22 protein-coding genes are annotated in these 25,593 nt (G+C 46.5%); 10 read left to right on the forward strand and 12 right to left on the reverse strand.

Translation table 11 applies throughout. The features are described 5' to 3' along the window. Nucleotides 1-139: 139 nt before the first annotated feature. From ACHZCY_RS21165 to ACHZCY_RS21185, 5 genes are all read right to left on the reverse strand, one after another. Nucleotides 140-1,159 (reverse strand): Lcl C-terminal domain-containing protein, encoded by a 1,020-nt coding sequence (locus ACHZCY_RS21165; protein ID WP_319550313.1) that lies wholly within the window; start codon nt 1,157-1,159, stop codon nt 140-142. A gap of 174 nt (nt 1,160-1,333) precedes the next feature. After that, on the reverse strand, nt 1,334-1,801 hold the full coding sequence (locus ACHZCY_RS21170; protein ID WP_205222572.1) for a universal stress protein: 468 nt from the start codon (nt 1,799-1,801) through the stop codon (nt 1,334-1,336). Nucleotides 1,802-2,583: 782 nt separating this feature from the next. Continuing rightward, nucleotides 2,584-3,573 (reverse strand): DHH family phosphoesterase, encoded by a 990-nt coding sequence (locus ACHZCY_RS21175; protein ID WP_205222573.1) that lies wholly within the window; start codon nt 3,571-3,573, stop codon nt 2,584-2,586. 649 nt (nt 3,574-4,222) lie between these two features. Then, a complete protein-coding gene (locus ACHZCY_RS21180; RefSeq protein WP_205222574.1) occupies nt 4,223-4,723 on the reverse strand; it encodes a rubrerythrin family protein in 501 nt (166 codons plus the stop codon). A gap of 316 nt (nt 4,724-5,039) precedes the next feature. Next, on the reverse strand, nt 5,040-5,675 hold the full coding sequence (locus ACHZCY_RS21185; RefSeq protein ID WP_205222575.1) for a rubredoxin-like domain-containing protein: 636 nt from the start codon (nt 5,673-5,675) through the stop codon (nt 5,040-5,042). Nucleotides 5,676-6,148: 473 nt separating this feature from the next. Here ACHZCY_RS21185 and ACHZCY_RS21190 point away from each other — a divergent pair, with 473 nt between their 5' ends. Continuing rightward, nucleotides 6,149-7,156 (forward strand): serine/threonine protein kinase, encoded by a 1,008-nt coding sequence (locus ACHZCY_RS21190; protein ID WP_319550314.1) that lies wholly within the window; start codon nt 6,149-6,151, stop codon nt 7,154-7,156. A gap of 55 nt (nt 7,157-7,211) precedes the next feature. Here the strand turns inward: ACHZCY_RS21190 and ACHZCY_RS21195 are convergent, their stop codons facing one another. The 3 genes from ACHZCY_RS21195 to ACHZCY_RS21205 all read right to left on the reverse strand — a co-directional run bounded on the left by ACHZCY_RS21195 (nt 7,212) and on the right by ACHZCY_RS21205 (nt 9,535). Beyond that, a complete protein-coding gene (locus ACHZCY_RS21195) occupies nt 7,212-7,532 on the reverse strand; it encodes a carboxymuconolactone decarboxylase family protein (RefSeq protein ID WP_319550315.1) in 321 nt (106 codons plus the stop codon). Nucleotides 7,533-7,670: 138 nt separating this feature from the next. Beyond that, a complete protein-coding gene (locus ACHZCY_RS21200) occupies nt 7,671-8,234 on the reverse strand; it encodes a 3'-5' exonuclease (RefSeq protein WP_319550316.1) in 564 nt (187 codons plus the stop codon). Between the two features lie 155 nt (nt 8,235-8,389). Beyond that, nucleotides 8,390-9,535 carry an MFS transporter gene (locus ACHZCY_RS21205; RefSeq protein WP_319550317.1) on the reverse strand — a complete coding sequence of 382 codons (1,146 nt, stop codon included), beginning with the start codon at nt 9,533-9,535 and terminating at the stop codon, nt 8,390-8,392. Between the two features lie 433 nt (nt 9,536-9,968). Between ACHZCY_RS21205 and ACHZCY_RS21210 the strand changes: the two genes are divergently transcribed. From ACHZCY_RS21210 to ACHZCY_RS21220, 3 genes are all read left to right on the forward strand, one after another. Next, nucleotides 9,969-11,261, forward strand: a complete 1,293-nt coding sequence (locus ACHZCY_RS21210; protein WP_319550318.1) for an MFS transporter — start codon at nt 9,969-9,971, stop codon at nt 11,259-11,261. A gap of 326 nt (nt 11,262-11,587) precedes the next feature. Next, nucleotides 11,588-13,231, forward strand: a complete 1,644-nt coding sequence (locus tag ACHZCY_RS21215; RefSeq protein WP_319550319.1) for a sensor histidine kinase — start codon at nt 11,588-11,590, stop codon at nt 13,229-13,231. Between the two features lie 36 nt (nt 13,232-13,267). After that, nucleotides 13,268-14,605 (forward strand): sigma-54-dependent transcriptional regulator, encoded by a 1,338-nt coding sequence (locus tag ACHZCY_RS21220; protein ID WP_319550320.1) that lies wholly within the window; start codon nt 13,268-13,270, stop codon nt 14,603-14,605. A gap of 65 nt (nt 14,606-14,670) precedes the next feature. Here ACHZCY_RS21220 and ACHZCY_RS21225 read toward each other — a convergent pair whose 3' ends face one another. Further along, nucleotides 14,671-14,865 carry a hypothetical protein gene (locus tag ACHZCY_RS21225; RefSeq protein WP_319550321.1) on the reverse strand — a complete coding sequence of 65 codons (195 nt, stop codon included), beginning with the start codon at nt 14,863-14,865 and terminating at the stop codon, nt 14,671-14,673. Nucleotides 14,866-15,053: 188 nt separating this feature from the next. Here ACHZCY_RS21225 and ACHZCY_RS21230 point away from each other — a divergent pair, with 188 nt between their 5' ends. The 6 genes from ACHZCY_RS21230 to ACHZCY_RS21255 all read left to right on the forward strand — a co-directional run bounded on the left by ACHZCY_RS21230 (nt 15,054) and on the right by ACHZCY_RS21255 (nt 20,816). Then, complete coding sequence (locus ACHZCY_RS21230) at nt 15,054-16,937, forward strand: DNA/RNA non-specific endonuclease (protein WP_319550322.1); 1,884 nt, start codon at nt 15,054-15,056, stop codon at nt 16,935-16,937. A 160-nt stretch (nt 16,938-17,097) separates the two neighbouring features. Then, nucleotides 17,098-18,282, forward strand: coding sequence for a S8 family peptidase (locus ACHZCY_RS21235; RefSeq protein ID WP_319550323.1), 1,185 nt, complete (start codon nt 17,098-17,100; stop codon nt 18,280-18,282). Between the two features lie 155 nt (nt 18,283-18,437). Next, nucleotides 18,438-18,794, forward strand: a complete 357-nt coding sequence (locus ACHZCY_RS21240; RefSeq protein WP_319550324.1) for a hypothetical protein — start codon at nt 18,438-18,440, stop codon at nt 18,792-18,794. A gap of 21 nt (nt 18,795-18,815) precedes the next feature. Beyond that, complete coding sequence (locus ACHZCY_RS21245; protein ID WP_205222587.1) at nt 18,816-19,322, forward strand: hypothetical protein; 507 nt, start codon at nt 18,816-18,818, stop codon at nt 19,320-19,322. A gap of 242 nt (nt 19,323-19,564) precedes the next feature. Then, nucleotides 19,565-19,834 (forward strand): hypothetical protein, encoded by a 270-nt coding sequence (locus ACHZCY_RS21250; RefSeq protein WP_205222588.1) that lies wholly within the window; start codon nt 19,565-19,567, stop codon nt 19,832-19,834. A gap of 304 nt (nt 19,835-20,138) precedes the next feature. Beyond that, nucleotides 20,139-20,816, forward strand: a complete 678-nt coding sequence (locus tag ACHZCY_RS21255) for a lipid-binding SYLF domain-containing protein (RefSeq protein ID WP_232371030.1) — start codon at nt 20,139-20,141, stop codon at nt 20,814-20,816. Nucleotides 20,817-20,915: 99 nt separating this feature from the next. Here ACHZCY_RS21255 and ACHZCY_RS21260 read toward each other — a convergent pair whose 3' ends face one another. From ACHZCY_RS21260 to ACHZCY_RS21270, 3 genes are read right to left on the reverse strand one after another with little or no spacing between them, the layout of a single operon-like run. After that, a complete protein-coding gene (locus tag ACHZCY_RS21260; protein ID WP_319550325.1) occupies nt 20,916-22,664 on the reverse strand; it encodes a dipeptidase in 1,749 nt (582 codons plus the stop codon). Further along, nucleotides 22,661-23,881 (reverse strand): L-serine ammonia-lyase, encoded by a 1,221-nt coding sequence (locus ACHZCY_RS21265; protein ID WP_319550326.1) that lies wholly within the window; start codon nt 23,879-23,881, stop codon nt 22,661-22,663. Before ACHZCY_RS21265 ends, ACHZCY_RS21260 begins: the two co-directional genes overlap by 4 nt. 1 nt (nt 23,882) lies before the next feature. Beyond that, complete coding sequence (locus ACHZCY_RS21270) at nt 23,883-25,136, reverse strand: aromatic amino acid transport family protein (RefSeq protein WP_319550327.1); 1,254 nt, start codon at nt 25,134-25,136, stop codon at nt 23,883-23,885. Between the last annotated feature and the right edge of the window lie 457 nt (nt 25,137-25,593).

The raw sequence follows: 25,593 nt of genomic DNA on the forward strand, positions 1-25,593 counted from the left end.
TCCGAATGTTCACAAGCTGACAGGTTAGTAGATAAGCTCCGACTTCGATATATCGGTATGCTGGGTGGGCAGATCCTGGAGAGTTGGGTGCTGCTTAACAGTTAGGTTGCGTTTTACGATTTTTTGGCAATTGCTGGTATTATATGACCCTTTGGTCATGGTGCATTACCGGCCATACGTGAAAATCTTTATTTCTTTTATACCCAACCCCTACAGCTCCTTTATGAAGATACAAGACATACGACCAATCAGTTTCAAAACCACTAGTTGTCGATGTCCAATATGCCTCTTGCGGATTATCAAAAAAATGACGGCGCGGTAAGGCTGGAGAATGCTGAGAAGCATCTACCAGACTCTCCATTTCATTGATAGTCGGTAGGCGAAATGGTTGACGAGTTTTAGCCGCATAGGATTTAACAGCATATAAAGCTTCTTCCCAAGAAACAGGTCCATCCGTCAGGTTTCCATCAGGGTGCCAGATCAGTCCAGTGAGTTGGTCCAGTACTCCTTGTGCGTCAATAACAAACCGAGGGGCCGGCCATTCTGCTCCACAGCGAAAGAATCCATCTTGTCCTGTTTCATTACATAGAGATGCCTGCCCGTTTTTATCAAAACAAGATTCTTGGCCGGTTCGAGGTAAAATGTTGCTGGTACCGCAAACCGGTAGTAGCCAGTAACTTTCATTCTTGTTGCCATAAAACATTCTCCCCCCTTCCATATGGATATACCAGGCATAATTCGTGTTCATGGCAGAGGTAGTGGATGTCCAATACCATCCTATGGCAACATTATGAAAAAGATGGTCTTGGGGAAGAGCAGGATTACTTCTGCTATGATCAATCAAACTTCTCAACTCTCTTCGGTTCGGTAATCGCCAACTCTTCTTACCAAAAAGTTGTTGTTCGTTGAGCTCGTTTATCCATTGCAAGGCTTCGAACCAACCCATTGGATATTCAGTAAGGGATGCATTGCGCGGCCAAATGAGTTGGGTCGCTCGATCTTTAATGATATTTTGATCAATTAGTTCAAAACGGGGATCAGGCCAGGAAAAGGCAATTTCATATTCAGATTTTTGTCCCAATTCGCAACAATCGACCCGCTGTCCTAGACTATTAAAACAATCTTTTTGCCCGGTCCACAATACGTGACTAAATGGCATAGGTGTATCCCCATTGATGGCTGATTAATTTGGAAAGTGATGCTGTTCAGCAGTGCTTCAAATGTTCACAAGCTGACCGATTAGCAGATAAGCTCCGACCTCGATATATCGGAATGCTGGGCCCGCAGATCTTGGAGAGTTGGGGCTACTGTTGAATAGTTACGTTTTTTCAGGTTAGGCCGCAGCTTTAGCCGGAACTATCAAAACAGGCACTGTCGACTTGCGCACGGTTTTTTCAGCTACCGAACCAATCATAAAATGAGTCAACCCGGATCGGCCATGGGTAGCCATTACGATCAGATCGATCTTACTCTTTACGGCAAAGTCATTGATAGCATCAGCAGCTAATCCAACCTCAATATGAGTGCTTACTTCAACGGTGCTTGGAACAGTTTTTTCCACTATCTGGGACAATTCCTGTTCAGCATCTTTAACCAGCTTTTCTTCATACATCGGCACATTAAAACCGTTAAGTGAGGTTGAGCCATAGCCTGATCCAATGACTATCGGAACCGGCTGGACTACCTGCAAAACATGTAATGCTGCACCAAATTTCTCGGCAATCTCGACGCCAACGCTTAATGCAGATTCTGAATGTTGACTACCGTCACTCGGACATAATATGGATGATACTGGAAACATACCTGCCTCCTTGGTAAATAATTAATATAAATAAATATTCTACTCGCCCTCTCTTGAGATGAAAATGGACTCTAACCGGACTATGATGCTGCAGGAGGCCCACCTTTCTTTCTCAACATAGTGCAGAGGGATGACCTACTCCTTTCGCCGGCCAAGCTGTATCACCTGTCAACATTTAAACACGATGCTTCATTTGCCCTCCGCTATTTTTAGAAAAAGTGGAGTAAATCCGATTGTAACAGAGGAATATGACCGACGGTTGCGTAATGGAAATCGGCAAAGAATCTGCAAGGTTCCAGCATGAAGCTCATTGCAAAAAAATGTACTAAAATACACGTTTTTGTTTGAGCCGTTTTGGGCTGTAAGAATTATTGCGGGTATATGGCTAATTGTCATTGTTCCAGCTGGACAGATGCAGTGTGATCAAGGGTATTGCGCAGTTTTCAAACAGACCATGTTTGAACTCGGTCCCTGTCAGGAGTGATACCGGCTGTGGCCCAAAGCATTCTTTTTATGCGACGCAAGAGGCACAGCCATAAACTTACTATCGGAGTTTACGCTTCCCTGCGAGTATTGTTTTTTCGGCAATAACGTCGAGCTGGAGAGAAAGGGTTCAGGCCGACAGACTCCTGGAAACATGCCAATCTCTGAAAGAACAAACATATTTGTGAAATTATTGATCCTTACCAACTCGTTATTTTTGCCTCTCGTTTTATAAAGCCCTCGTGGCCGATCGCATCTTGCAACAGCGATATTAAGTGTTGCCAGCTTCCAAAACAGGATCAACGGTTTTTGATTTTATCAGCAATATATTTTCCAAGTTGCGATAAATCATCTGTTTCGTCTGCAAGCCCTGCGAGTGGAATCTCTGCTCTAGCCGCGTTCTTATGCCCTCCAGCAGAACCCAGCTTACCGAACAGCCGTTGTGCAAGTTTGCCCGCATCAAGTCGAAAACCGGTATTTCTCAGAATTATAATTAATTTTTTACCGTAAACACCGGACACGATGCACCAGGTCGCCTCTGCCATCTTTAGAAAAAAATCGGCAAGAATCACCAGAGAATCGGCATCCTTTACTTCACCCATATGGATATAGGCCGTATCACCTATAAATTGCAACTCTTCGAAAGCTTTGCGGAATGCGTCCAGGTTTTTCTTGTTGATTTCAGATGATTCAATTTTTTTTATAATATTAATATTAACGTGAGGATAAAGGTACCGAAACGCCTTGACATCATCGTAAGTTGACGTTCTGGCAAAGTTATCTGTGTCTGTCTTAATGCCGTAAAATAGAGCAGTGGCTAATTTGGTCGAAGGAGTAATCCCCGCCGCTCTAAGGTATTCCGTCATAATGGAAGAAACCGCGCCATATTCCTCGCGGATATCCTTGAAAGGAGCTTTCAGAGTTGGATCAGGCGTGTGATGATCGATTATGATCCTGAAATTGGTATTGCTTAAAGATTTATGATGATGGGGCTGTGAATCAACCATGGCCCATGTCGTCACCTCACTGGTGTCTGCCTTTGTAATGTAAGGGAGGGTGATCTTTAACTCTCTGATCATGGCCAGATTATCCGAACGTTTAATAGCATTAACCCGGCAGATAAGAGTTTTCTTTACTTTTCTCCAGAACAATCTTTTTAAAGCCAGAGCACTGGCGATGGCATCAGGGTCTGCAACAATAAGAATACAAACCACATCATTGGTGGAGATACTATTGAGAAGACTTTCATAACGGCCTTTGTGGGTGGCTGCTTGGACTGGAGGAGGCATAGACTTGTTTCCAGGTAGTGATGCTTCTGTAGCTGCTGGTAGAGCTCAGCTGGAATATGTTTAATTATATAGAAAAGTTGGGTCGTTGTCACCGTTGCAGAAAATAAAGAGGGGTTGAATGGTTGTATTTTTGTAATGAATAGAGACTGCTAGCTGAGTCTACGCTTACCCGGAGTTTACGCTTCCATTCATTACCAAAAAAAATGAACCTGACGCCGCCTGAACTGATGAGAACTCCAGGTTAACGATGGTGAATCTTAATCATGTCCAGCAACCCCTTATTACCTCTTTATACGATTTTTCAGGTTGGGGCATTCAGAAAAATCAATTGACCCACTTCCTTGTTTGCATCTGTCGGCGATAAAAGGTGCTCTATCTTTTGCAAAATAGTTAATGATCGCGAGGGAGAACAACTTCTATTTATATTTAGCGAACTTCAAAAAAATGCAGTCCTGCCCTCCATGCAATGGGCAGACCGGAAACGGCTGAGACAGAGTACGCTTTGGTGGTGCGAGCCCTTATTTGTTCCTGTTTGCACAATAAATGAAAAAGAACAAGGGGCGGAGCGTTGTGTAAGGCGGGTTGTATAATAGGAGCTCTGCCGACAGCTTTGTCTACAAATAAGCTGCCGGCAGAGGGGGGAACATCGTTATGCTACTTGGGTAAAGACCTGCTGTTTTGCTCCGCAAACCGGGCATTTTTCAGGGGCTGCACCAAGTTCAATATAGCCGCATATGGGGCAAAGATAAAAGTCTGTGACATCCATATCAACTCCGTTTTTTACTGCTTCGAGTGCCTTGGAGTAAATCTGGGCATGGACTTCTTCTGCATCCACTGCGAATTTAAACATTGTCTTGGCTCTGTGCCCCTCAGCGACTGCCTGGTCAACCATGGGGGGATACATATTGGAGAACTCAAAGGTTTCTCCGTCAATGGCAGCCTGCAGGTTTTCGGCTGTAGTAGCAATTCCATCTAGTGCCTTTAAGTGACCCTCTGCATGAATTCGCTCTGCCTCAGCAGTGGTACGGAACAGCTTTGCAATGTTAACGAAACCATCTTTTTCTGCTTTCTTGGCAAAAGCCCGGTACTTCTGGTTAGCCTGACTTTCACCGGCAAAAGCTTCTTTCAGATTGTCATTTGTTGTAGCCATTTTTTACTCCTTTAAAATGATTGAATATACTTATCTGTAGTTTGTTATGTGCTGATGGCGTTGTAAAAAGTCCGATCTACGGTGTTGCAGGTTTTTCCCGAGGCTTTGACATACCATATGTATAGTCAAAGCCTCGGGAAAAACACTGCGCCTTGTATATCGAACTTTTGTACTTAGCCATCTTTAGTGTGTGATGGACTTTTTATAAGTCCATCATTTGCTTGGTTAATCAAATTACGAAGATGAATAACGTATCCGAAAAAAGTTTGCAATAGTTTTGGGAATAAAAATCACTTAGGATCCATTACTATTAATATCAACTGCTCTTTTTAACACCGAATACAAGTTTACCACCCATGTGGCCGGCTATGCCCACCGCTGCCAGAAGGAGCAAGGCAAGGAAAATAAACATCATCCTCCCAGAAGAAGGCGTAGCCATCACTTCCGGTTGTACCAGTCGCCAGATAACGAGCAGGGTAAGCAGAACGGTAGCAGCGATGGAAGCACCAATCTTGAGCTTAAAGAGCGACGTCATTGCACCTTTGTATTTTTTTTGCCAGGTGACGTACCCGGTGTACAGGACCACCGGCATGTTGAGGAGTACAAAAACAAGACTGTAAAAGGCCGCCGTCTCAAATGAAATGAGGCCGAAAACAGGAGTAAGTATGAGCAGTATGAAGGCGAAGGGGATTATTCCATTGGGGGTATGGACTGTAATCGGATGGAGATGAAACTGCAGGATAAGTGCAGTAGCTTTTTCGAGAAGCGTTTCTGGAACCGGGTTTTCTTCATCCTGTCCTTTTTCTGCTGTATCCTCTTCGGGCGTTTCAGGTGCAGCCTTTTCTGTGACCTCGATAAACGCACTGCTGTCTGCTCCGCATACAGGGCATTCGTCTGGGGGATTTTCACCTTCATGGATGTATCCGCAAATTGTGCATTCCCATTTTTTCATGTTTTTCCTCCTTGTTAGTAAAAGAACGTAGGTTTTCCTTCATTGTATATGGTGTAAAAGGGTTGTTTCGGTATGCCGATACATACCAGGCGGGCGTATTGTGATAGCTAAACAAGATAGAATGACGTAATAAAACAGAAGGCCTATGGAGAATCGAGTAGAGAAGGAAGAAGAGCGCAGGCTCAAGAGCTGGAAGAGGACTGGACCAACTGATTGTATGCGATAGTGGGAGGTACGCATTCTTTTCCTCTGGGAGTGAGTGTCAAAAAAAGACAGTCCTTGTTTTGATTATTCTTTGTGGCCTCTTCGCAGAAATGGAACAATTATCTGCAGGTCGAAGAGAGAATGATCAAAAAGAAGATATTAATAATTACGGTTTGATCGTAGCATACTTGTCGCCCTCCGGCCAATAAATATCAATTAAGCCGGCAAGGTAGGCTGCAGAATCCGTTTCAAAAAGGTAATGCCCGTATATGAATACGAAAGAAAGCTCAACTGGTGGTGTTTTTTCGGCGCTCACGCCTGATGCCATTCTTAACCTTGCCGAAAAAGAGCTTGGTATATATCTCTCTAATTTGTGCCGCCCATTGAATAGTTATATCAACCGGGTATATGAATTAGAAGATGAAGACGGCAATGGGATTATCATTAAATTTTTTCGGCCTGGACGCTGGAGTAAAGAGGCATTGCTGGAGGAACACCAATTCCTCCACCAACTGGCAAAGGATGAGATCCCCGTGATTACACCACTTCCATTGCAGAAGGGTGGTACGCTCGGTTGCTACGAAAACATTTTTTTCACCCTTTTTCCCAAAAAAGGGGGACGTTATGTTGACGAACTCAATGATGGGCAGTGGCTTGAACTCGGTCGGTTATTGGGTCGTACCCATGTGGTTGGTGCCGCAGGATCATTTGCCCATCGACCGACGATCAGGCCGGATCAAAGCACGCAGGCTCATCTCCGCTACATCCTTGAAAGCGGCCTCCTTACCGAGGAGTTGGCCGCTGATTATGAAGCAGTCGTACAAAGGTTTATCAGGGAAGCGAGCCCTCTGTTTGAAGATACCGACATGATTCGCATCCATGGCGACTGTCATTCCGGTAACCTCATTTATCGACCAGGAGAATCTTTTTACCTGATCGATTTGGATGATATTGCTACAGGGCCGCCGGTGCAGGATTTCTGGATGCTGCTTCCAGGTACCTTGGACTCAGCCTTTGTCGAGATTGATCTTTTTCTTGAAGGGTATGAAACTTTCCGCAGTTTTGATAACAGAAGCCTTGCCCTGATGGAGCCTCTCCGTGCAATGCGCTTTGTCCACTATACAGCCTGGTGTGCCTATCAGGTTAAAGAAGACGGGCATTCCGTAGTCGTACCTGATTTTGGTTCAGCTGCTTACTGGCAGCAGGAAATAGCTGATCTTGAAGATCAGCTTGAGCGTATGCAGGAACCGGTAAACATACCGGGCAATAGCTGGTGAGCGATAGTCGCCAAGAGAGTGTGAGTAAGGCTCCATTCGAATGATGTAAAATAGATTACTTTTCAGCGATCGTTTCCTGAATCCATGCCAGCGCAGCTGCCACTTTTGGAAAACCTATAGTGGAGATAAGTAGAAGCAGGCTGTGTTGTATTTCTGCCACAGATGCGCCTGCTGCAAGAGCACGGCGGGTATGGGAGTGCACTGCTCCTGTTGATTGAGTTGCCGCTGCAACTCCTAACTGGATCAATTCCGTCGTTTTTTTATCCAGTGGCCCTGCCGTCCGCACTGTAGAGCCAAGGTTTTCCACTGCTGCCATAACTTCAGGGAAATTGTTGATCAAGCTTTGGTAGTGATTGTTAAATTTTTCGTTTGCCATAAAAAAGGTCTCCCTGTTTGTTATTTTTAAGGGTCGCTAAGGTCTTCTTGTATAGTGTATATCCTGTCGGCCTGGAGGCAACCCTTTTCGTAGGACACCTGTGGTCGGGTGAGGGGCATGAAATGCCCATGGCCGGATTCACTTATTGTTTAACCGCAGGAAAATTTCCCTCCCTATCCATGCATCGGTTGCCGCATATTGAATTTGTCCCGGCGAGAGGTCCTTCTTGGCCCAGTTGCTGGTGGTGATTTTTTTTGATTTTGGAATGCGGATCCCCATGGTGGCCGCTGCAAGACCTCTCAATCCAAAATGCTGTATGCTGAGGGTCTTGCCAAGTTTTGCCAGGTCAATAAATCCTGCAGGAGAAAAGTGGGTGACTTTTTGCAGCCCCTGCACGTCATCGGTTATTGCGACTCCAACCTTGGAAATTGTTCTGTTGCTGAGCAATGCAGTGATAGATTCAGGTAGGCCGATCTGCTTGAGTTGAAAGAGAAAAACCTCTTTTTCTGTAGCCAGCTGGAGCAGAGCGGGTAGATACTGCTGTCCTTTACGAAAGGCTGGTCTGGTCTCCGTGTCAAAACCAAGGACATGGTTTTTTTTCAATATCGATATGGCGTGTTGTAATTGCTCTTTGCACGAGATGAGGTGAGTTGGGCCGTGCCATTTTTTTATGGGCAGGGCGTTAATTTCTTCTCTGGACATGCGTGAGGTTATTATCGGTTGAGCTGTAAGCGATTGGCTCGTAGTAGAATGTTTGGATTGCATAGTGTGAAGATGTGTTTGCTATTTGGTTGGTGATGTGAGCAGTTATAGATTTTAGGGGGAATAAATCAGGAAGTTATCCCCCCCATGAGTATTTACGGCGATTGTTTTGCGGGAAGCGATATTTTTTGGACGGCGATCAATGAGATGCCGCTCATCATGGCACCGATGACAAACGGAATCCGATAGTCTACCATCCAGATGAGACCGCCAAGCACAGGTATGACAACCGCTGCAATGTGGTTAATTGTAACGCCGACAGCCATGCTGGGGGCGATATCCTGAGGGTCTCCAATTTTTTGGAAATAGGTCTTGATAGCCATGGAAAAGTTAAACAGGACATGATCTAAAATATACATACACATCACGATCAGTTTTGACTCGGTAAAACCATAGGCAAGAAAGACGAAAATCAAGCCGGTGTATTCGATGGTGAGTATTTTTCGCTCACCATAGCGCACGATAGCTTTGCCTAGCACAGGATTGAGGAAGTAGTTGATGATGTTGTTAACGATGAACAGTAAGATTACCTCTTGCACCGAAAAAGAAAAAATTTTGACCAGTAGAAAAACCGAAAAAGCAATAAAAATCTGCCTGCGAGCGCCTGCCATAAAGGTGAGGAAATAGTAAAGGGCGTAGCGACGACGGAATATCATCTTTTTGTGTTGCGGCACTATGTTGGCGTGGGTGGGGTTTTGGAACAACGCCCACACTCCTGCAGCCGTAACTGTAGAACCAAGTATGAGATATATCCATCGGTAATCAATAAGTTTGCCGAGACAGAGGATAAGACCACTGGTGAGGATGGCCGCAGCTGCAGACAGGCTGCGCAAACGGCCTAATATCAGCGGAGAGGTAGACCGGTTGAAATACTGGAGCACCAGTGATTGGTTCATGGTCTCATAGTAATGAAAGCCAAAGCTCATCAGCAGGGTCGTGGTCAGTAAACCGAAAAATGTCGGGAAAAAACCGGTTGCAGCCGTACCTGCTCCAAGAAGGATAATGGACAGTGCTGCAATTTTATGTTCCTGCAAAAGAAGCATGACATAGATTGCCAGTAGGGCAAGAAAGCCCGGTATTTCACGTACCGATTGAATGGCACCGACTTGTTTTCCATCAAGGGCAGCCACTTCTACGGCGAAGTTGTTAAATAGAACCATCCACGTCTGCAATCCAACCACTGAACATATAGTCAGGGTAACCAGGAAGCGGAGCATGGGCCTTTGTTCGTTGTTTACCATTGTATTACCTTTCTCCGGCCTGACAGTCATTCGTCAGGCGCTGTTTCGGCAAAGAATAGACACCACTGAGATGAAATAATCACCCACTCTTTTATTCTTTTTCAAGAAGGGGGAGCTGTTTGAGATGGTATAAGAGTATACCGATGAGCCTGTATGCTGCATGATTATTCTATACACCGTTGCTGAGATTATCTGCATTCAAGACTGTGGAGACTATGGGAATGAAAAGCGTTTTTTAGGATATGGTAAAAGGAGCGAGGGAAGCTTCTGTCTAAATAGAGGGGGCAGGTGTCCCGATTTGATCGTTTTGCGCTACCGGCGTTTGCTTCCATTCCGGTTTTGTAGGCAGGTTGGGGAAGTGCCCGTTGCCTCCCTGTGAAGGTATTTTTTTATAACTTACTAGAACTATTATCTTTTCATTTCGTATACGTTTATGACAGATACTGAGCATGATGGTTCGGACAAGCTGACAGCAGGCCGGCTGAGATCATATTTACAATTTTTACGAACCAATCAAAAATTTCGACGCTTCTGGCTTGCGACTATTGTTAGTCAGGTCGGAGATTGGTTTAATTACATCGCCATCTTTGTTGTGTTGACGGATTTGACCGGATCTGGTGAGGCCATTAGCTGGTTTTTAGTTGCCAAGTTTTTGCCGACAACGCTTTTGGGACCTTTTGCCGGGGTGGTTGCCGACCATTTCAATCGCAAGAAAATTATGATAATCTGCGATGTGCTTCGGGCTTTGGTGGTTTCGGGGTATTTGCTGGCAGGACTCGATTCTCAGGTCTGGTTGATTTATATGTTGGCATTTTTACAGGAGTCGGCTTGGACGTTTAATCATCCTGCACGTCAGGCTTCCATTCCCGATCTGTGCAGTAAGGAGGAGTTGAAGGTAGCTAATGCCCTTTTCGGCGCCTCCTGGTCGGTTAACCTGGCCTTGGGCGCTGCACTTGGCGGGTTTGTGACAGCCTGGTTCGGTTGGAAGGCTGCTATACTTATTGATGTGGGTACTTTTTTGGGCTCAGCACTTCTTGTTAGTACGGTGGTGCTGAGGTTGCGACCACGGAAAAAAAAGGAATTTTCCTTGTCCAGGCTTACCGGGGTGCCCGCATTTTTGGAAGGTTTGCAGTACGTGCGGAGTAATTCACGGGTTGCGGCGCTTTTGTTGGTGAAAAGTGGCTGGGCACTGTCCGGAGGCATATTGGTTATGCTAACGGTTTTTGGTGAACATGTCTTTTCTGATGGTGGCCGCGGCGGTTTGAGTGGCGTACTCTACTCCATGCGCGGCATTGGGGCTGCCATCGGTCCGTTTCTTGCGTGGCGTTGGTTTGGGGCTGATTCTTCAGGTATGCGCCGGGCTATTGGAGTGGCTTTTGCCATCTCTGCCGTCGCTTACCTGCTGTTCAGTCAGGCTCCTAATATTTTTATTGCCGGCATTTTTGTTCTGTTTGGGCATATTGGTGGTGCCATCCAGTGGGTTTTTAGCTCCACACTTCTTCATTTGCGGGTTGAAGAACAGTTTCGGGGCAGGGTTTTTGCGGTGGAGATGGCGCTTTTGACATTGATTATGAGTCTGTCAACCCTGGCCACTGGACAGGCACTGGATGCTGGTTTTTCTCCCAGAAGTATTGTCGTAGTGCTCGCTTTGTTGTTTATGGTGCCCGGTAGTCTTTGGTGGCTGTACCTGATTCGGTTAGATAAAAAAAATAAGCAACCAGTATAGAAAAGTTGTCTTATATATTTGCTATGTGCATTTTAGCCTTGTCGGCTGTTGTTTTTTTATCTGCTGAAATCTAAAAGTGCTTGCAAGACAAGTCTTTTCGGGCAAACTGCAGAAACGTTGGCGATCACCTCGTTGTTTTGGTATAATTGTTATGAAATAAGATAGTTCCGGACTACTGGCGGTAAACAGGAGAGCCTGGTTTGTAAGATGCTAAATCAATGGTTCCCAATGGAAGAATGAGGTGAAAAGAGCTTGCCCGGCATGAACAGGGGGCAGGTAGTATCCTCATATATTCAAAATAATACTTTCCGGTCAGCGTATCCACTATGCCACGTTTTTTACAGATAAGTAAAAAAGACTTGTTTATTCTCCTGTTTATAGGGGTGTGGTTTGGGGTACTGGTCTTTGTTTACCTGTATATGCTGCCTCTGCTTATTGTAGATCACTCGCTTGTTTCCCTTACCTTATCGCTGTTTACAGCCACAGTTGTTTCTCTTTTTTTCTTTTTTGGACCGATTTTTTTTCTGAAAGTAGAGCTTGACCGGTTGTTGAGCAGTGGGCTGACTTTTGGGATACTTCTGGGGATGCTTTACGGCTTATATGCCTGCCTGTTGGCGTTGTTGGATTATCTTTCTCCCAATTCCCGTGACGCCCCCACCGAATTTTTATTGCTCGTTATTCTTGGTTGCGCTCTTGTCTACAGCCCTTTAAGGCGATTGGTGCAGTATAGTGTGGACCGGCTCATTTTCGGGAGCAGGCCGGATTACCAGAATCTACTTTGTGAGGTGAGCGGGAGAATTGCCACTACTTTGCAGCTGCCCGATTTGGTCGATATCCTTGTTAATGAATTGCCCAAAGGGCTACAGGTTACCGGTATAGGTTTGATGATCATGGAGGAAAAGCGCAGCCGCCTGTACCCGGAGAACCTGCGTTTTGGATCCAGTCTCTGGTCGAAAAGTCGTTTGATTACTTTGCTGCGGCAAGGACAGCAATCTTTCTCTTGTAAACGAATGGTGGGTGATTCTGTTTTGAGCGCGGAACTGCTGGAGATTAAAAAGGCTGGATTTGCATTGGTGTATGGTCTGCAAGGGGGATCGCTTTTTGCGGGAATGCTGCTGATTGGTCCCAGGAAAGATGGTACCTCTTATACAAGTCGTGATTTTCAGGCATTCAGCATCCTGGGGAGTCAAGTGTCCACGGCCATCGAAAATGCCCTGAACTTTGAGTCGCTTGCTGGGAGCAATGACCAGTTACAAGCAACATTTCATAAGTTGGTGCAGGCTGAAAAAATGGCTGCCCTTGGTGAAATGACAGCCATGTTGGCCCATGAGTTGATTAATCCACTGGGAATTATCAGGAGTTCCGCCCAGTACCTCTTGAGTGAACAGCGAAGTGCTGAGGTCCAGGAAAATTTGCTGCAGTATGTGATTGAAGAGGTGGATAGCTTAAATCTGATCATCAATAATCTTCTCGGCCTTGCCCGTCATAAACCGCCTAAGTTCAGAAAAGTTGATCTACAGTTTGAGATTAAGGATTTTGTGGATAAATGGGTGGAGTGTGAAGAACACTCGGAGGGTGTAAAGATCAATGTCAACCTGCCGGATACGTTGCCGGTGCTTTATGCAGATTTTAAACAACTCCGGCAGGTATTGTTTAATTGCGTGGCAAACAGTGAAGAGGCAATGGAAGCGGTTGGAACCATAACCATTTCCATTCGAGAGATAGAACAGCAACGGATCGAAATAGTAGTTGAGGATACCGGACCAGGTGTTGCTGAAGATGATTTAAAGCTTGTTTTTAAAAAATTTTTTACTACCAAAGAAAAGGGAGTAGGGCTCGGTCTCCCTGTTTGCAGGCAAGTCGTGCGTGCCCACAACGGGAGCATCAAGCTTGTCAACAACCAAGAAGGAGGGGCAAGGGTTATTATCAGGTTGCCTTTGAGGCCGCTGGTAACTGTGGGTAAAAATTAGATTGAAACTCCAGAATTGTTTCCAGGATAATTGCATATGAAAAGTCGGGTACTCATAATTGAAGACGAAGAACGCATGCGTCATTTGCTGACCTTAGTCCTTTCTGAAGAAGGGTATGAGGTTCAGGCTGCTGAAGACGGAGTAAAGGGGATGCTTTTGTGGCGTGATATGGAGCCCCATGCTGTGTTGACCGATTTGAAAATGGCGCGGGCTGATGGTATGGAAGTTTTGGATTTTCGAAACCGCAGGTACCAGAATGTTCCGCTGATTATTCTCACCGCTTTTGGGACTATTCAGAGTGCCGTTACGGCGATGAAACAGGGGGCATATGATTATTTGACCAAACCGATTGATAATATGGAGGTTGTGCGTGTCGTAGCGCGAGCCATCGCGGATACCCGAAAGGAAGTTGGTGTCTCGCGTGGGGTTCAGGGAGAGGCAAAGATGGTAGGATCCTCTCAGGTTATGCATAAGTTGTATGAGGATATTAAGCTTATCGGCTCTACCAAAATGTCAGTATTGATTACCGGCGAGTCAGGAACGGGCAAAGAACTGATTGCGCAATCGATTCATGCTCATTCCCCACGAGCAGCTAAACCCTTTATACGGGTTAATTGTGCGGCCATTCCCCACGATCTGCTTGAAAGTGAATTATTCGGACATGTCAGGGGAGCTTTTACCGGAGCAGTCGGCAACAGGGAGGGTGCATTTGTGGAGGCAGATAAAGGCACCATTTTTCTTGATGAAATTGGTGACCTCCCTCTTGATCTGCAACCGAAAATTTTGCATGCGGTTGAGGATAAGTTGGTCTCTCCTGTGGGATCCTCAAAATCTCGTTTGGTAGATGTCAAGATCATTGCCGCGACCAATCGTAATCTTGATCAAATGGTCCACAACAGGCAGTTTAGAAGTGATCTCTATCACCGTCTTAACATGTATCCTCTCCGTGTACCGCCACTCAGGCAGCGAGGGGTTGATTTGGATGAGCTGGTCGATTATTTTGTTGCATTATTTTGTAGGGAGCAAAATAAACCGCCATTGGTTTTGGCAGACGGGGTCTTGCAGCTTTTGCAGAGTTATCATTGGCCGGGTAATGTACGGGAGCTGAAAAATGTGTTGGAAAGGGTCGTGCTTGTCTGCCGGCATGGTGAGATAACAGAGGATTTGCTGCCGGAGAAAATACGCTCGGAATACATTGTTCCGCAGAGCCGTTCCAATGATTATCTGGACCTGTCTTCACAGGAAAGAAATCTTATTTTAGCAGCCCTGGAACAGAGTGGATGGAATCAATCCAAGGCGGCAAGAAAGCTTGGTATAACCAGGAATACCCTTCGCTACCGCATGAAAAAATACGCAATTAACCGTACAATGTAATTCTTCTCATATTCACATTTTGTAGCTTGCCTTTGCTGGGGCAGCTACTCTCTTTATGCCCGTCCTCACAGGGACGTTCTCCTCTGTTTGTTGCAGACCGGGGTACTTTTTTTCACTTTCTCCCCTTTGTTATCGTTACCGCTTTTTCTCTCTTTGTCATTAATACTCCTGTTCATCATTGCCCATTGTCGGGCAAAAAAAAAACCATCGCGATTGCTGGTGGTCGAAATGCACCACCATGGGTGGTGTATATGCACCACTTTTAGAACCTACTTTCACGGGCTGTGCCCCTAAAGAGCAGAAGAAGGACCGTTTACGCGGTATCGGGTTTTGCCGTGTAAATGGTATGACAATTGCGTGTTATCTGCTGGGAGTCCTGCGAATGAGTAGAGTAAACAATCAATTTTGTCATCACCATTTTTATTGCCTGGAATAGGGAGAAACCCCAATGAGTAGGAAAAAAAATGAAAACGCTCCATTAGCTTCCCTGCTTGCCGACGAAGAAGTCGTTTCTGAACTACAAGATAAGGTAGAATTGCTGCAGGGGATGCTCGAGGATTTGATGGAGTCTCCAACCTTCCGTGCAGGCATGGACGTGCTGCTGCAGGCAAGCGATCGTGAAAGAATCGATTTACTGCTTGATGGAAAGGAAGGGGTTCCCACAGGGTTTGCCTCTCCTGAAGCGATTGTGCTTGCTACGGGGCGGCCTGCCTTGCTTATTCGGGACGGGCAATGGGAAGAACCAGAGCTGCAGGTGATAAAAAAAAGAATAGAACCGGCAACAGGGTATCTGCGGCAGGCTATCCCTAAAGTAGGGCGTGTGGAGTTGGTGAATGATCCTACACTGGAATATGTCGGGACCGGGTGGATGATAGAGGAAGACGTGATGATCACCAACCGACATGTTGCAAACGTTTTTGCTTATCATGCAAACAATCAAATTGTCCTCCGTACCACGCCTTTCGGCGTTCAGCTTGGGGTGCAGGTAGATTTTAACGAAGAGTACGCATCCCCTAATCCAGCTTTTGAAGTTGAGGTTGTTGCTGTTGTTTTTATTGAAAAAGAAGGTCCTGAAAGGCCGGATATGGCTTTGATTCGACTTGAAAAGGTTGAGGGCTTGCCGCAACCGATCGAACTGTCATCCCTGCATTTGCAACGAAACGATGATGTTGCTGTTATCGGTTATCCCGCTAAGGATGGGGGAAGAAATGATCCGTTTATCATGCAGCGCATTTTTAAAAATATCTACAATGTTAAACGGCTAAGTCCGGGGCGTGTGACCGGTGTTCGCGAAGATCGGTTTATCTTGACCCATGACTGTACCACTTTGGGGGGCAATTCAGGTTCGGTGGTGGTCAATCTTAAAGATGGGAAAGCTGCAGGGCTCCATTTTGCAGGCTCCTATAAAGAGAATAATTTTGCTGTCACCAGCGAAACGATTAAGAGCAAGCTCGCAGATCTTTATGGCCGCAGCGTAATTCAACTATCGGTTTCAGGGACTGAAGAGAGGAAACCGACTCTGGCAGACCTGGAAATCCGCAAAGGGTATGACCCTTTGTTTTTAGGAGAGACCGTTGACTTTCCTGAGGTAGATCCAGCTGTTGTTGCCCCGGTAAACAACAGAGAGGATGGATACCTGCATTATCTGCATTTTTCGGTGGTGATGCATAAGAGCCGTCGCCTGGCACTGTTTACTGCGTGCAATATTGATGGCCGTAAGTTGTACAAGATACCACGCCGCCGCGACAGATGGGGACTGGACCCGCGTATGGAGGAAATATATCAAGTAGGCAATGAACTATACAAAAACAATCCATTGGATCGAGGTCACATGGTACGACGACTTGATCCTGCATGGGGGGATACGAGAGAAGAGGCCGCTCAAGCGGCAGATGATACGTTTTTCTATACCAATGCTCATCCGCAACATGCGCAGCTTAACCAGAGAAGTTGGTTGGACCTGGAGGAATATATTCTTGATAATGCGGCCACCCATGATCTGAAAGTAAGTGTTTTTACAGGCCCTGTTTTCGGGCTTTGCGATCGCGAATATCGGGATGTGCTTATTCCACAGGAGTATTGGAAGGTCGTTGTTTGCATAAATGCCTTCACTGGTCAGCTCTCGGCAACGGCGTATCTTTTGAGCCAATCCGGATTTATGGAAGATCTGGAGTTTGTTTTTGGTGCGTACCAAACCTATCAGGTCCCGGTTCAACTGGTAGAAAACAGGGTAGGGGTTGGTTTTGGACAGCTTGCCATGCATGATCCTTTAGGCATGGTTGAACACCGAGGACATCGGGTAGTAAACGGACCTGATGATATTACCATTTAAATGAACAGGTAGGGAGGAGATTGTAGGTCGAGTAGTCCCTTCGTCCGGATTATTGATCAAAAATTCCGGGGTAGGTTGGGGTCCTAGTGCATTAATTTTTTTTCTTGGGGGAGCAAAACCCCTTTGAATACGAGCTTATATACTTCTTGGAGGTAGAGTTATGCCGCGTCAATATACTATTTTACGTGATATGAGCGGGACAAGTTTGGGCGCTCCATTTGAGATAGCCACTTCTACTCGGGGATTTGAGCCTCTGCAGGATTTTCATCCGGTTTTAGAAACCCAGGAGCTTCGATCCGCCGAAGTTGTCGATTTCGCCAATGACCCACAGGTGCATGCAATGGCACCGGTTATGCCTACCCGGCTGATTGCTCCGGTTGTGATGGCAGAGCCGCAAGAAGACAAACCCGCCTGGGGAATCAGTGCTGTAGGAGCCGATGGGTCTGCCTATACAGGAAAAGGTGTTCTTGTTTCTGTGTTGGATACTGGAATTGACAGCAATCATACTGCCTTTGCAGGCGTTAACTTGGTTGAAAAGGATTTCAGCGGTGACGGTAACGGCGATGTACAGGGCCATGGTACCCATTGTGCCGGTACCGTCTTTGGCCGAACCGTTGCAAATACAAGAATTGGGGTTGCTCCCGGCATTGACCAGGCCCTGATCGGCAAGGTTTTGGGCAATGACGGGCGCGGAGACTCGCAGATGCTTTTTCAAGGGATGCAATGGGCAGCAAATCATGGCGCATCCGTGATTTCCATGTCACTGGGTTTTGATTTTCCCGGATGGGTTGACGATATGGTGAACAATCAAGGTTTACCGGCTGATTTTGCGACGTCAAGGGCATTGGAAGGGTATCGGGCCAACTTGAGAATGTTTGACGCGGTAATGCTGATGATCAGACGCCAGGCTGCTTTTGGTGCTGGAACAATCGTAGTGGCAGCGGCAGGTAATGAGAGCAAACGCAATACAAATCCTGACTATAAGATCGGGGTTTCGATTCCTGCGGCAGCAGAAGGGGTCATGGCTGTGGGCGCTTTGGAACAAGGGAGCAATGGCTTGGGAGTTGCCTACTTTTCCAACACATTCCCACAGATTGCCGCACCTGGTGTAGGCATTGTGTCCGCTAAAACAGGAGGCGGTTTGACTCCTTTAAATGGAACCAGTATGGCATGTCCACATGTTGCTGGGCTGGCAGCTCTTTGGTGGGAGGCTATTCGCAGCCAACCGTTGCCGGCCAAGGCAAGTGTAATCACCAGCCGCCTTTTGGCAGCCGCAGTAACCGCTCCCCTTGCTTCCGGGGTGGATGTTGCCGACCGTGGTGTCGGGTTAGCGCAAGCTCCTTGAGGATGATGGGAACAAAAGATGCGGAGATGCTATTATTGAAGGCATCATCGAATTTTCACGCTATTCGACATACCCTCTGCCTGTGGTTACGTTTCGCCGTTTTTTAGCAGATGATGGACTTTCGCAAGGCCATCATCGTTGAAAAGGAGATGAGCATGTTTGTTTTTAAACTAAGGAGACGCACATGTCGCTTGAGTTGGCTGATTATTATCTTGGTGGTCTTTTTGCATGTTGCTGTTGCAGCATTTGCTGCGGAGTTGCTACCGTTTCCCACACCTAACAGGGCAACCCAGTATCAACAGGTTGTTCCCCAATCAAGGGCGTCTCAAACAGAGCAGAAAATACGCCGGTTTAAAAGAGATATACGCACTTCTTCCTGCGCAGAGCTAAAGAGAATGCAGGCCACATTGCAAAGAGAGTATGAAACGGCAGGAACGACAGAGGATAAAAACTATTACAGCCGTTTTCTGAATGCATTAAATCAACAGATGAGATCCAGCCAGTGCCGGTGAGGGTGGATACGGGAGGCGTGTATGCGTATGCTGTTGGTCCTTACAATTATCAGTGTAACTGTTTGTGCCTGGTTGGGAATTTTGCCTTACACTGCCGTAAAGGCTTACGGAGAGGAAACTGTGCCCTCTAGTGACCAAGCCATCGAAGACATTATTTCGGGAGCACCTTCTCGGCAATTATCTGCACCTCTTCCGACCCAGGAGGAGTCTGCCCTTGACATTGCCTTTTATACCAAGGATGCCGAATTTCGAATGTTACAGGAAAAGCATCGGATATGGCTGCTGGGGGGTATCGTCGTCTCTACTCCGTTGATGTTGGCGCTGGTTTTATTCTGTCTAAAAAAAATACCCAACTGTTCCAGTGAGTCGCTGGTAAATGCGGTGGGACTTATCCTGGTAATCGAGGGAACCATTTTCATGGCTGTGTCGGCCCTGACAACAGAACAGTTGACTGCGCCCATCGGCCTGCTCGGTGCTGTTGCAGGCTATTTGTTTGGTTCGGCTAGACGAAGGTCGGAGCAGCCTTGATTGTTTATAGGTTTGTTGCACGGGAACTGTTGGGTCGTGCTTCACTCATAGGCGGTCAGAATATTTTGCATACCGAGGTTTCGAAGTCGGGGCTTATTTGCCAAATGGACCTGTTTAAGCTCTATAGAGCCCTGCAGAGCAGGTACAGTTTGTACAAACTGGTAAAAATCTTTGATTCGGCACAATAGGCAAAATAGTTACGTTGCAGGTTCATTTATTGACCTTATTCATGGGGAAGTGTGATGGACAAGATACTTATTGGCATTGTAAAAAATGGCGTTTTTGAACTTGTATATCCGGAAGGCCGTCCTTTTTCTTCTTTCCGGCTGACTTCAACCCGCATGCAGGACAGTGTCCCTCCGGAAAACGGAGAATTGAACCTGGTCGAGTACGAAGAAAATGCTATTGCCGTTTCCGGAAATGCCAACAGAGAGTGGATTTATTCGGCCAGTATTGTGGATACAGGTGACCCGATTGTTACAGCTCTTGTTCGTAAGGTGTTTGCCGCCTGACTGCTGTTTAGAATCCTTTAGGTATGTATGCCGCCTATCGTGGTACATGGTGATGCAGCATTTTTGACGGCGTACATCCAGAATGTTTTCTATTTTGGGGAAGAGAGGGACAGACATGGTGCAAAATAAAAAAATGGAAGGCAACTTTGCTCTACTCCCGGCAGGCCGACAGTAAGACTGTTTTTAACCTGTGAGCAATTGAAACTGCATTTGGCCGGTGTCTAGAAAAATGAACTAACAGCTGGTTACTCGGTGGATGTACCGGGCAAACCAGCGTGTACAAAACACCCATAAAAGGAGCAGAATGATGGAAATGTTAAGACGAGTAATCCTTACAGCCGTTGGTTTTCTTTTTTTATCGGCATGTTGCGCTTCTCCAATGCTTGCTGCCGATGATTTCAGTAAACCCGAAGAATTGGTAGCAAAGGCAACTGCTGTTTACAAGAGTTTTTTGGGTGACCCTAACATGGAATGGTTTAGAAAAAATGTCAAAAAGGCAAAAGGCGTCTTCATTGTGCCACAGATGCTTAAAGCCGGATTCTTCATCGGCGGTTCAGGAGGAAGCGGTGCGCTGCTCGCACAGGATTCGAAAACAGGCAAGTGGAGCTATCCCGCATTCTACACGATGGGATCGATCTCTTTTGGCCTGCAGGTTGGTGCAGATGCATCTGAAATTATACTGATGGTGATGAGCGATAAAGGGCTGCAAGCTATGTTGTCAACTGAATTCAAGCTTGGTGGGGACGCCACTGTCGCTGCTGGCCCGGTCGGGGCTACCAACAAGGCCCAAACAGCTGATATCCTCGCTTTTGGGCGATCAAAAGGTGCCTTTATCGGGCTGAGTGTCGAAGGCGCGGTAATCGCTCCAAGAGAGAAATGGAATACAGAGTATTACGGCAAGCCGGTGCGTCCTGTGGATATACTTGTCCAGCAGAATGTAGAAAATTCGGGAGCAGACTCGTTACGTCAGGCACTTCCATAGAAAAGGAAATAAGTTTTTTACCTCCTTCAGCAGTGCGTTTTTGTCGTACTGCTGAAGGGGCCGTACTATCCACTTTATGAATTTTTAGTTCTCGCTCACTTATTTTGCCTCAGGTTGCTCATAGGTCGTCGGACCATTTACCCAGGACGTGGTTTTTAGCCATTCCTGCGGATAACCAACCTTATGATTTAATTCTCCAGGATAATTCATCCCGCCATCAGCATATTTTACGATGAGCATATCAGCAAAATTCTGCCAGGTCTCAAAGACATTTTGCGCAGTATTGACACTGAACTCAGTAAGATAGGCAGTGGCAGCCGCTGGGTTTTGTTTAAACAGGGAAAGAGCCTCTTTGTCTGCTTGAGCGACTGCTTGAAAATGTTCTTTTTCTAGCGGATCACGCACATCAACGATGTCCTGGTGTACACCCGAATAATTAATGGCAGCCCAATTCTCGACAAAGTTAAACGCCCAGAAGGCAGAATCTCTGGTGTAGTATCTTGGGTCAGCTGTGGAATACGGTTCTGCAATTTTTGTCGTTCCCACGTAGAGAGGCGTATAGGCTGTTTCCGAAGGTTTTGACAGCCCAAACCAGAGCAGCCCGCCAATGGCATCCGGCAACCATGATCGGCCTTCACAGATAAAGGAATAGGTGCAGTAATAGACAGATAATGGCCGTTGCCATGCCCCGTCATGGTGTGCTTTCGGATCTGCCACGTCGCCTGCTGATTCATAGGGGCCAAGATAGCGGTATGGTACTCCGAAAGGACCGGCAGCAACGCCTTTGGTCATATCGAACTCTGTTCCTTCATAATGGTCGCGAAGCAGGTGCAGTACTTCGTGGCGGGTTACTTTGTGATCCGGGGTGATGGTGAATGGGTAGTCTCTTGTATATCCATCTTTAACCCATGGGCTGAGATGTAACGAGGGCGCAAGCTTGTCCATTACACGCCATACCCTGCGTAAAGAGTAGTATGGGTGATTGTATTCGCCAAGGCTCACTGCGCGGAGCCAGTCCAATTGGCCATCTTCCGGTTTCCACCAGCCTTTAGCTTGGGCGACCTTATGCAGATTGGGACTAAATAATTGATCAGGATTATTGGGGTCAACCTCACGGATGCGTAGTTCATTCGCACTCACCACCATTTCGCCATCGGGTATTCTTTGCGCTACCCACAACCCGCCAAAGCTGTCGTCGCCGGGAACCATTTCAATCAACCACCCCTCTTTGGGATCAGCAACAGGCAATGTTTCACCAGTTCCATGAAAACCATAGGTGTCGATTAAGTGCCCTATCAGTTCAACTGCTTCACGGGCAGTTTTGCATCTCTCTAAAGCTACACGAGCGAGTTCGGCACTGTAAAAGAGGTGCTTGGGAGAGGGCTTTACATTTCCCATTTTGGTACCATTGGTACACTCACCAAACATCAGCTGATGTTCGTTCATGATACCGTAGTTGCCGTCAAAATAGGCGTATGTGTGTGCAACCTGGGGGATAAAGCCGACAGGCTTTGATTGTGGGACGCGTGTGTTGATGTATCCAGGCCCGCGGTCACTGCCGGTATAGCGACGATAGACAAAGCTGCCGTATTCAGGTAATTCCCCTATGGATGTTGCGTCAAAGTAAACCGGGCGGGTGGAGCCTGGCTGATGGTCTGCAGCCGGGACGTAAACAAGGCGGGGATCGTTAAGGTGACCATCATCACTATGGCCGACATACATGGCCCCGCTTTCTGTGGCTCCAGGGGTAATAATAAAGGTGGTACAAGCCAATGCCTGAGAAGTAAAGAGTAGACCAGTGACCAGGGTTGTGGCGATGTGCCATTTTTTCACACTGTTTTTCTTCATACAGATTCCTTATTATTATTTTCAAAAAAGGCTGTTGCCAGTCCACCTAAAGAAGTTTCACGATAAAGCGAAAGTATATCGTGGCCTGTCTTACGCATGGTTTCCACAACCTTGTCAAAACTGATTAAATGCCGTCCATCTGTGAGCAGCGCATATTCGGCGCAGGCCATGGCCCTCACCGCAGCAAAGGCATTACGCTCGATACATGGGACTTGCACGAGCCCCAGCACGGGATCACACGTTAAACCCAGATGATGCTCCAATGCCATCTCGGCCGCATATTCAATCTGATGTGATGAGCCCCCCATGAGTTGTGCCGCCGCACCGGCAGCCATTGCACAGGCCACTCCAACCTCTCCTTGGCAACCTACCTCTGCACCGGAAATGGAACCATTTTCCTTTACCAGGTTGCCGATCAGGCCGGCTGTTGCCAGAGCGTTAATAATTGATCTGTCACTATGTCTTTTTTCATAGGAAGAGTAATACAGTACACTTGGTACGATACCCGATGATCCGCAGGTAGGTGCGGTCACCACATACCCTCCGTCGGCATTTTCTTCAGCAACAGCCAAGGCATATCCGGAGAGTAAGCCTGTGCGAGCTTCACTTTCTTTCAGCCTTCTTGCCTTTACCATGACATCCCGAGCCTTTCTGGGCAGGTGAAGTCCACCATGGAGAACACCATCTTTATTTAACCCTCTATCTATGGAAATTTTCATTTTTTCCCATATGTCGGCCAGGTAGGTGTTGATAAAGTCAGGTTCTTCTGAGTCTTCCACCAGCTGCCAAAGAGGCCTGCCGGAATCGATTGCCCATTGCAGTACATCCTGCATGGAGGATTGAGTATACATTTGAGGGTGCTCACTTTCACTGCCTTCTTGTTCACGCAGTTCACCGCCCCCGATGGAAAAAGTCGTCCATTCCTGGGAGCATTGGCCGGCACTATCCAGTGCCTCGAATTTCATTCCATTTGGATGAAAGCTTAATGGCTCGTTGTGCCAGATGATCTCACACGGTGCCGGGGAGAGCCCCTGCATAACGGCCTGATCCGTTAAGTGCCCTTTCCCTGTCAGGCTTAAGCTGCCGTAGAGGGTGACTCGGTAAGCGGCAGCATCAGGTGTTCTCAATTTAAAGATATCAGCAGCATTTCGTGGGCCGATGGTATGGCTTGAAGAAGGTCCCATGCCGTAACGATATAAATATCGGAGCGATTGCATATTAGTTCCTTGGTTGAGGTGGGGTGGTGTCGAAATCTACCTGGTGGTATTCCACATGTGGCTGCAGCTGCAGCATGCCTACTTCCTGCATCACTTCAACCACCAGTACTGATCCTGCAAAAAGCAGGGTCACTGCAGCTGCAATTTTTATCCCCTTGCCAAGTGATTTGTTCATAAGCGTAATGCCCGCTGGAAGGATGCCGAAAAGAGTTATAATCCCAATGCCTCCAACCACATTCAATGCTTTAAGGAAAATGTCAGGATAAAAAATGGCGGTGAATAATGGTGGGGCAAAGGTAAGAAAAACAACAAGCGGGCGCGGCGTCGGTAATTTGGAACCAAGAAGCAGGTCTTTGATAAAATTCATCAATCCCACACCATTGGCAAGAAAGGATGTGCAAATGGCCACTATGGCAAACAGGGAGGCAACAAGTGTAAAGACCACCGAGTTCAACTGAATACCCATGGGGACGGTTGCAGGTATATTGGATTGATATGATTGTAAAATTGAATTTTCACCGGTGAGAGGTAACACCCCAATCCCCACAGCTACCCATGTCATGTTCATGACAAATGCCAGCAGCATGCCAAGCATAACAGAGCGCTTAAAAGCGGCCACATCATACTGGAGCTCAGCTACCACCACCGGGATAATATTGTGAAAATGAAAAGCGGTAACAATGATGGGTAAAGTAGCGGGCAGGAAGTCCCAGTCCTGGTAGCTCAATTGAACAGGTTTGACATGACTGCTGCCGATAAACGTTAGGATCGCAAAAGCAGCACCAAGAAAAATAATGAATACTGTGTTGAGTTTTTGAATAAATTTTAAATTGATACAGGTTATGACAATCAAAAATCCCGCAAAACATAAAAAGAGCGGCAGGTTCTCGTCATTGATTCCTACCATTGAGCTAAGAACCTTAGCGCCTCCTGTAAAGTACGCTGTTAACAGTCCGTACAGGATGACAATATTTGCGGCAACAGCAACCCATTTGCCAATGTTGCCGAAATATTTTTGGTAAAGAGAGGGGTAATCAAAAGATGCCTGTTCCCGGTTAAGCTGCACTTGATTGCCAAGGATTAGAGCGGTGAAGAACATCATTGCGCCGCCTGCAACCATGGCAATCAAAGAAGGGAAAAATCCGGCTAGACCGGTATTAATAGGTAGTCCTAGAATACCGGCGCCAATAAGGTTACCTGTGATCATGCATGCTGTTATCAATACAATTTGCCAGTTTGTTTTGCTTTTGCTCATGCTCCCTCTTGAAAATGAAAAAATAAAAGTTGTGGTCTCACCTCTATAAGAAAAGGCGGTCGATTTGCTGCAGGCGCAACCTGTTGCCGGCAATAGGACGTATTTTGTCGGCGAGCAAAAGCACTTGTTCGAGTATTGTATATGTGCTCGAGTTAATTGGTCAAATTTGTTTGGGGATTATTTTATTTTTTTTTTTAGGGAAAATCAATAACGACAGAAAAGACTGTGGACTAACAGCGAAAGGCCGAAGCGAGAGGAAAAGATACTTTTTTTAAGAAAAGTGAGTTGGCTGTTACACACGGGCAGGCAACACTCTTCAATTATGTGTATTTAACCCGAATTTACCATGAGGGTTTTATGAAAAAACGAGTGATTTCAAGTTTGTTCAAACTCTGTTACGCATGGTCGTGTGAGAAAACATGAGTTTGAACCGTGATAATTAGCAGGAAACTTTAGT

Origin of the sequence: Desulfogranum marinum (assembly GCF_963675105.2) — a bacterium.
GTDB classification, from domain to species: domain Bacteria; phylum Desulfobacterota; class Desulfobulbia; order Desulfobulbales; family Desulfobulbaceae; genus Desulfogranum; species Desulfogranum marinum.

Excerpts from the sequence above, each read along its gene's own strand:
- ACHZCY_RS21245 (WP_205222587.1), top strand. The coding sequence starts at position 18,816 with ATGCGTATGCTGTTGGTCCTTACAATTATCAGTGTAACTGTTTGTGCC.
- ACHZCY_RS21180 (WP_205222574.1), bottom strand. The coding sequence starts at position 4,723 with ATGGCTACAACAAATGACAATCTGAAAGAAGCTTTTGCCGGTGAAAGT.
- ACHZCY_RS21265 (WP_319550326.1), bottom strand. The coding sequence starts at position 23,881 with ATGCAATCGCTCCGATATTTATATCGTTACGGCATGGGACCTTCTTCA.
- ACHZCY_RS21260 (WP_319550325.1), bottom strand. The coding sequence starts at position 22,664 with ATGAAGAAAAACAGTGTGAAAAAATGGCACATCGCCACAACCCTGGTC.
- ACHZCY_RS21175 (WP_205222573.1), bottom strand. The coding sequence starts at position 3,573 with ATGCCTCCTCCAGTCCAAGCAGCCACCCACAAAGGCCGTTATGAAAGT.
- ACHZCY_RS21185 (WP_205222575.1), bottom strand. The coding sequence starts at position 5,675 with ATGAAAAAATGGGAATGCACAATTTGCGGATACATCCATGAAGGTGAA.
- ACHZCY_RS21195 (WP_319550315.1), bottom strand. The coding sequence starts at position 7,532 with ATGGCAAACGAAAAATTTAACAATCACTACCAAAGCTTGATCAACAAT.
- ACHZCY_RS21255 (WP_232371030.1), top strand. The coding sequence starts at position 20,139 with ATGATGGAAATGTTAAGACGAGTAATCCTTACAGCCGTTGGTTTTCTT.
- ACHZCY_RS21220 (WP_319550320.1), top strand. The coding sequence starts at position 13,268 with ATGAAAAGTCGGGTACTCATAATTGAAGACGAAGAACGCATGCGTCAT.
- ACHZCY_RS21170 (WP_205222572.1), bottom strand. The coding sequence starts at position 1,801 with ATGTTTCCAGTATCATCCATATTATGTCCGAGTGACGGTAGTCAACAT.
- ACHZCY_RS21230 (WP_319550322.1), top strand. The coding sequence starts at position 15,054 with ATGAGTAGGAAAAAAAATGAAAACGCTCCATTAGCTTCCCTGCTTGCC.
- ACHZCY_RS21235 (WP_319550323.1), top strand. The coding sequence starts at position 17,098 with ATGCCGCGTCAATATACTATTTTACGTGATATGAGCGGGACAAGTTTG.
- ACHZCY_RS21200 (WP_319550316.1), bottom strand. The coding sequence starts at position 8,234 with ATGTCCAGAGAAGAAATTAACGCCCTGCCCATAAAAAAATGGCACGGC.
- ACHZCY_RS21190 (WP_319550314.1), top strand. The coding sequence starts at position 6,149 with ATGAATACGAAAGAAAGCTCAACTGGTGGTGTTTTTTCGGCGCTCACG.
- ACHZCY_RS21205 (WP_319550317.1), bottom strand. The coding sequence starts at position 9,535 with ATGGTAAACAACGAACAAAGGCCCATGCTCCGCTTCCTGGTTACCCTG.
- ACHZCY_RS21240 (WP_319550324.1), top strand. The coding sequence starts at position 18,438 with ATGTTTGTTTTTAAACTAAGGAGACGCACATGTCGCTTGAGTTGGCTG.
- ACHZCY_RS21165 (WP_319550313.1), bottom strand. The coding sequence starts at position 1,159 with ATGCCATTTAGTCACGTATTGTGGACCGGGCAAAAAGATTGTTTTAAT.
- ACHZCY_RS21250 (WP_205222588.1), top strand. The coding sequence starts at position 19,565 with ATGGACAAGATACTTATTGGCATTGTAAAAAATGGCGTTTTTGAACTT.
- ACHZCY_RS21215 (WP_319550319.1), top strand. The coding sequence starts at position 11,588 with ATGCCACGTTTTTTACAGATAAGTAAAAAAGACTTGTTTATTCTCCTG.
- ACHZCY_RS21270 (WP_319550327.1), bottom strand. The coding sequence starts at position 25,136 with ATGAGCAAAAGCAAAACAAACTGGCAAATTGTATTGATAACAGCATGC.
- ACHZCY_RS21210 (WP_319550318.1), top strand. The coding sequence starts at position 9,969 with ATGACAGATACTGAGCATGATGGTTCGGACAAGCTGACAGCAGGCCGG.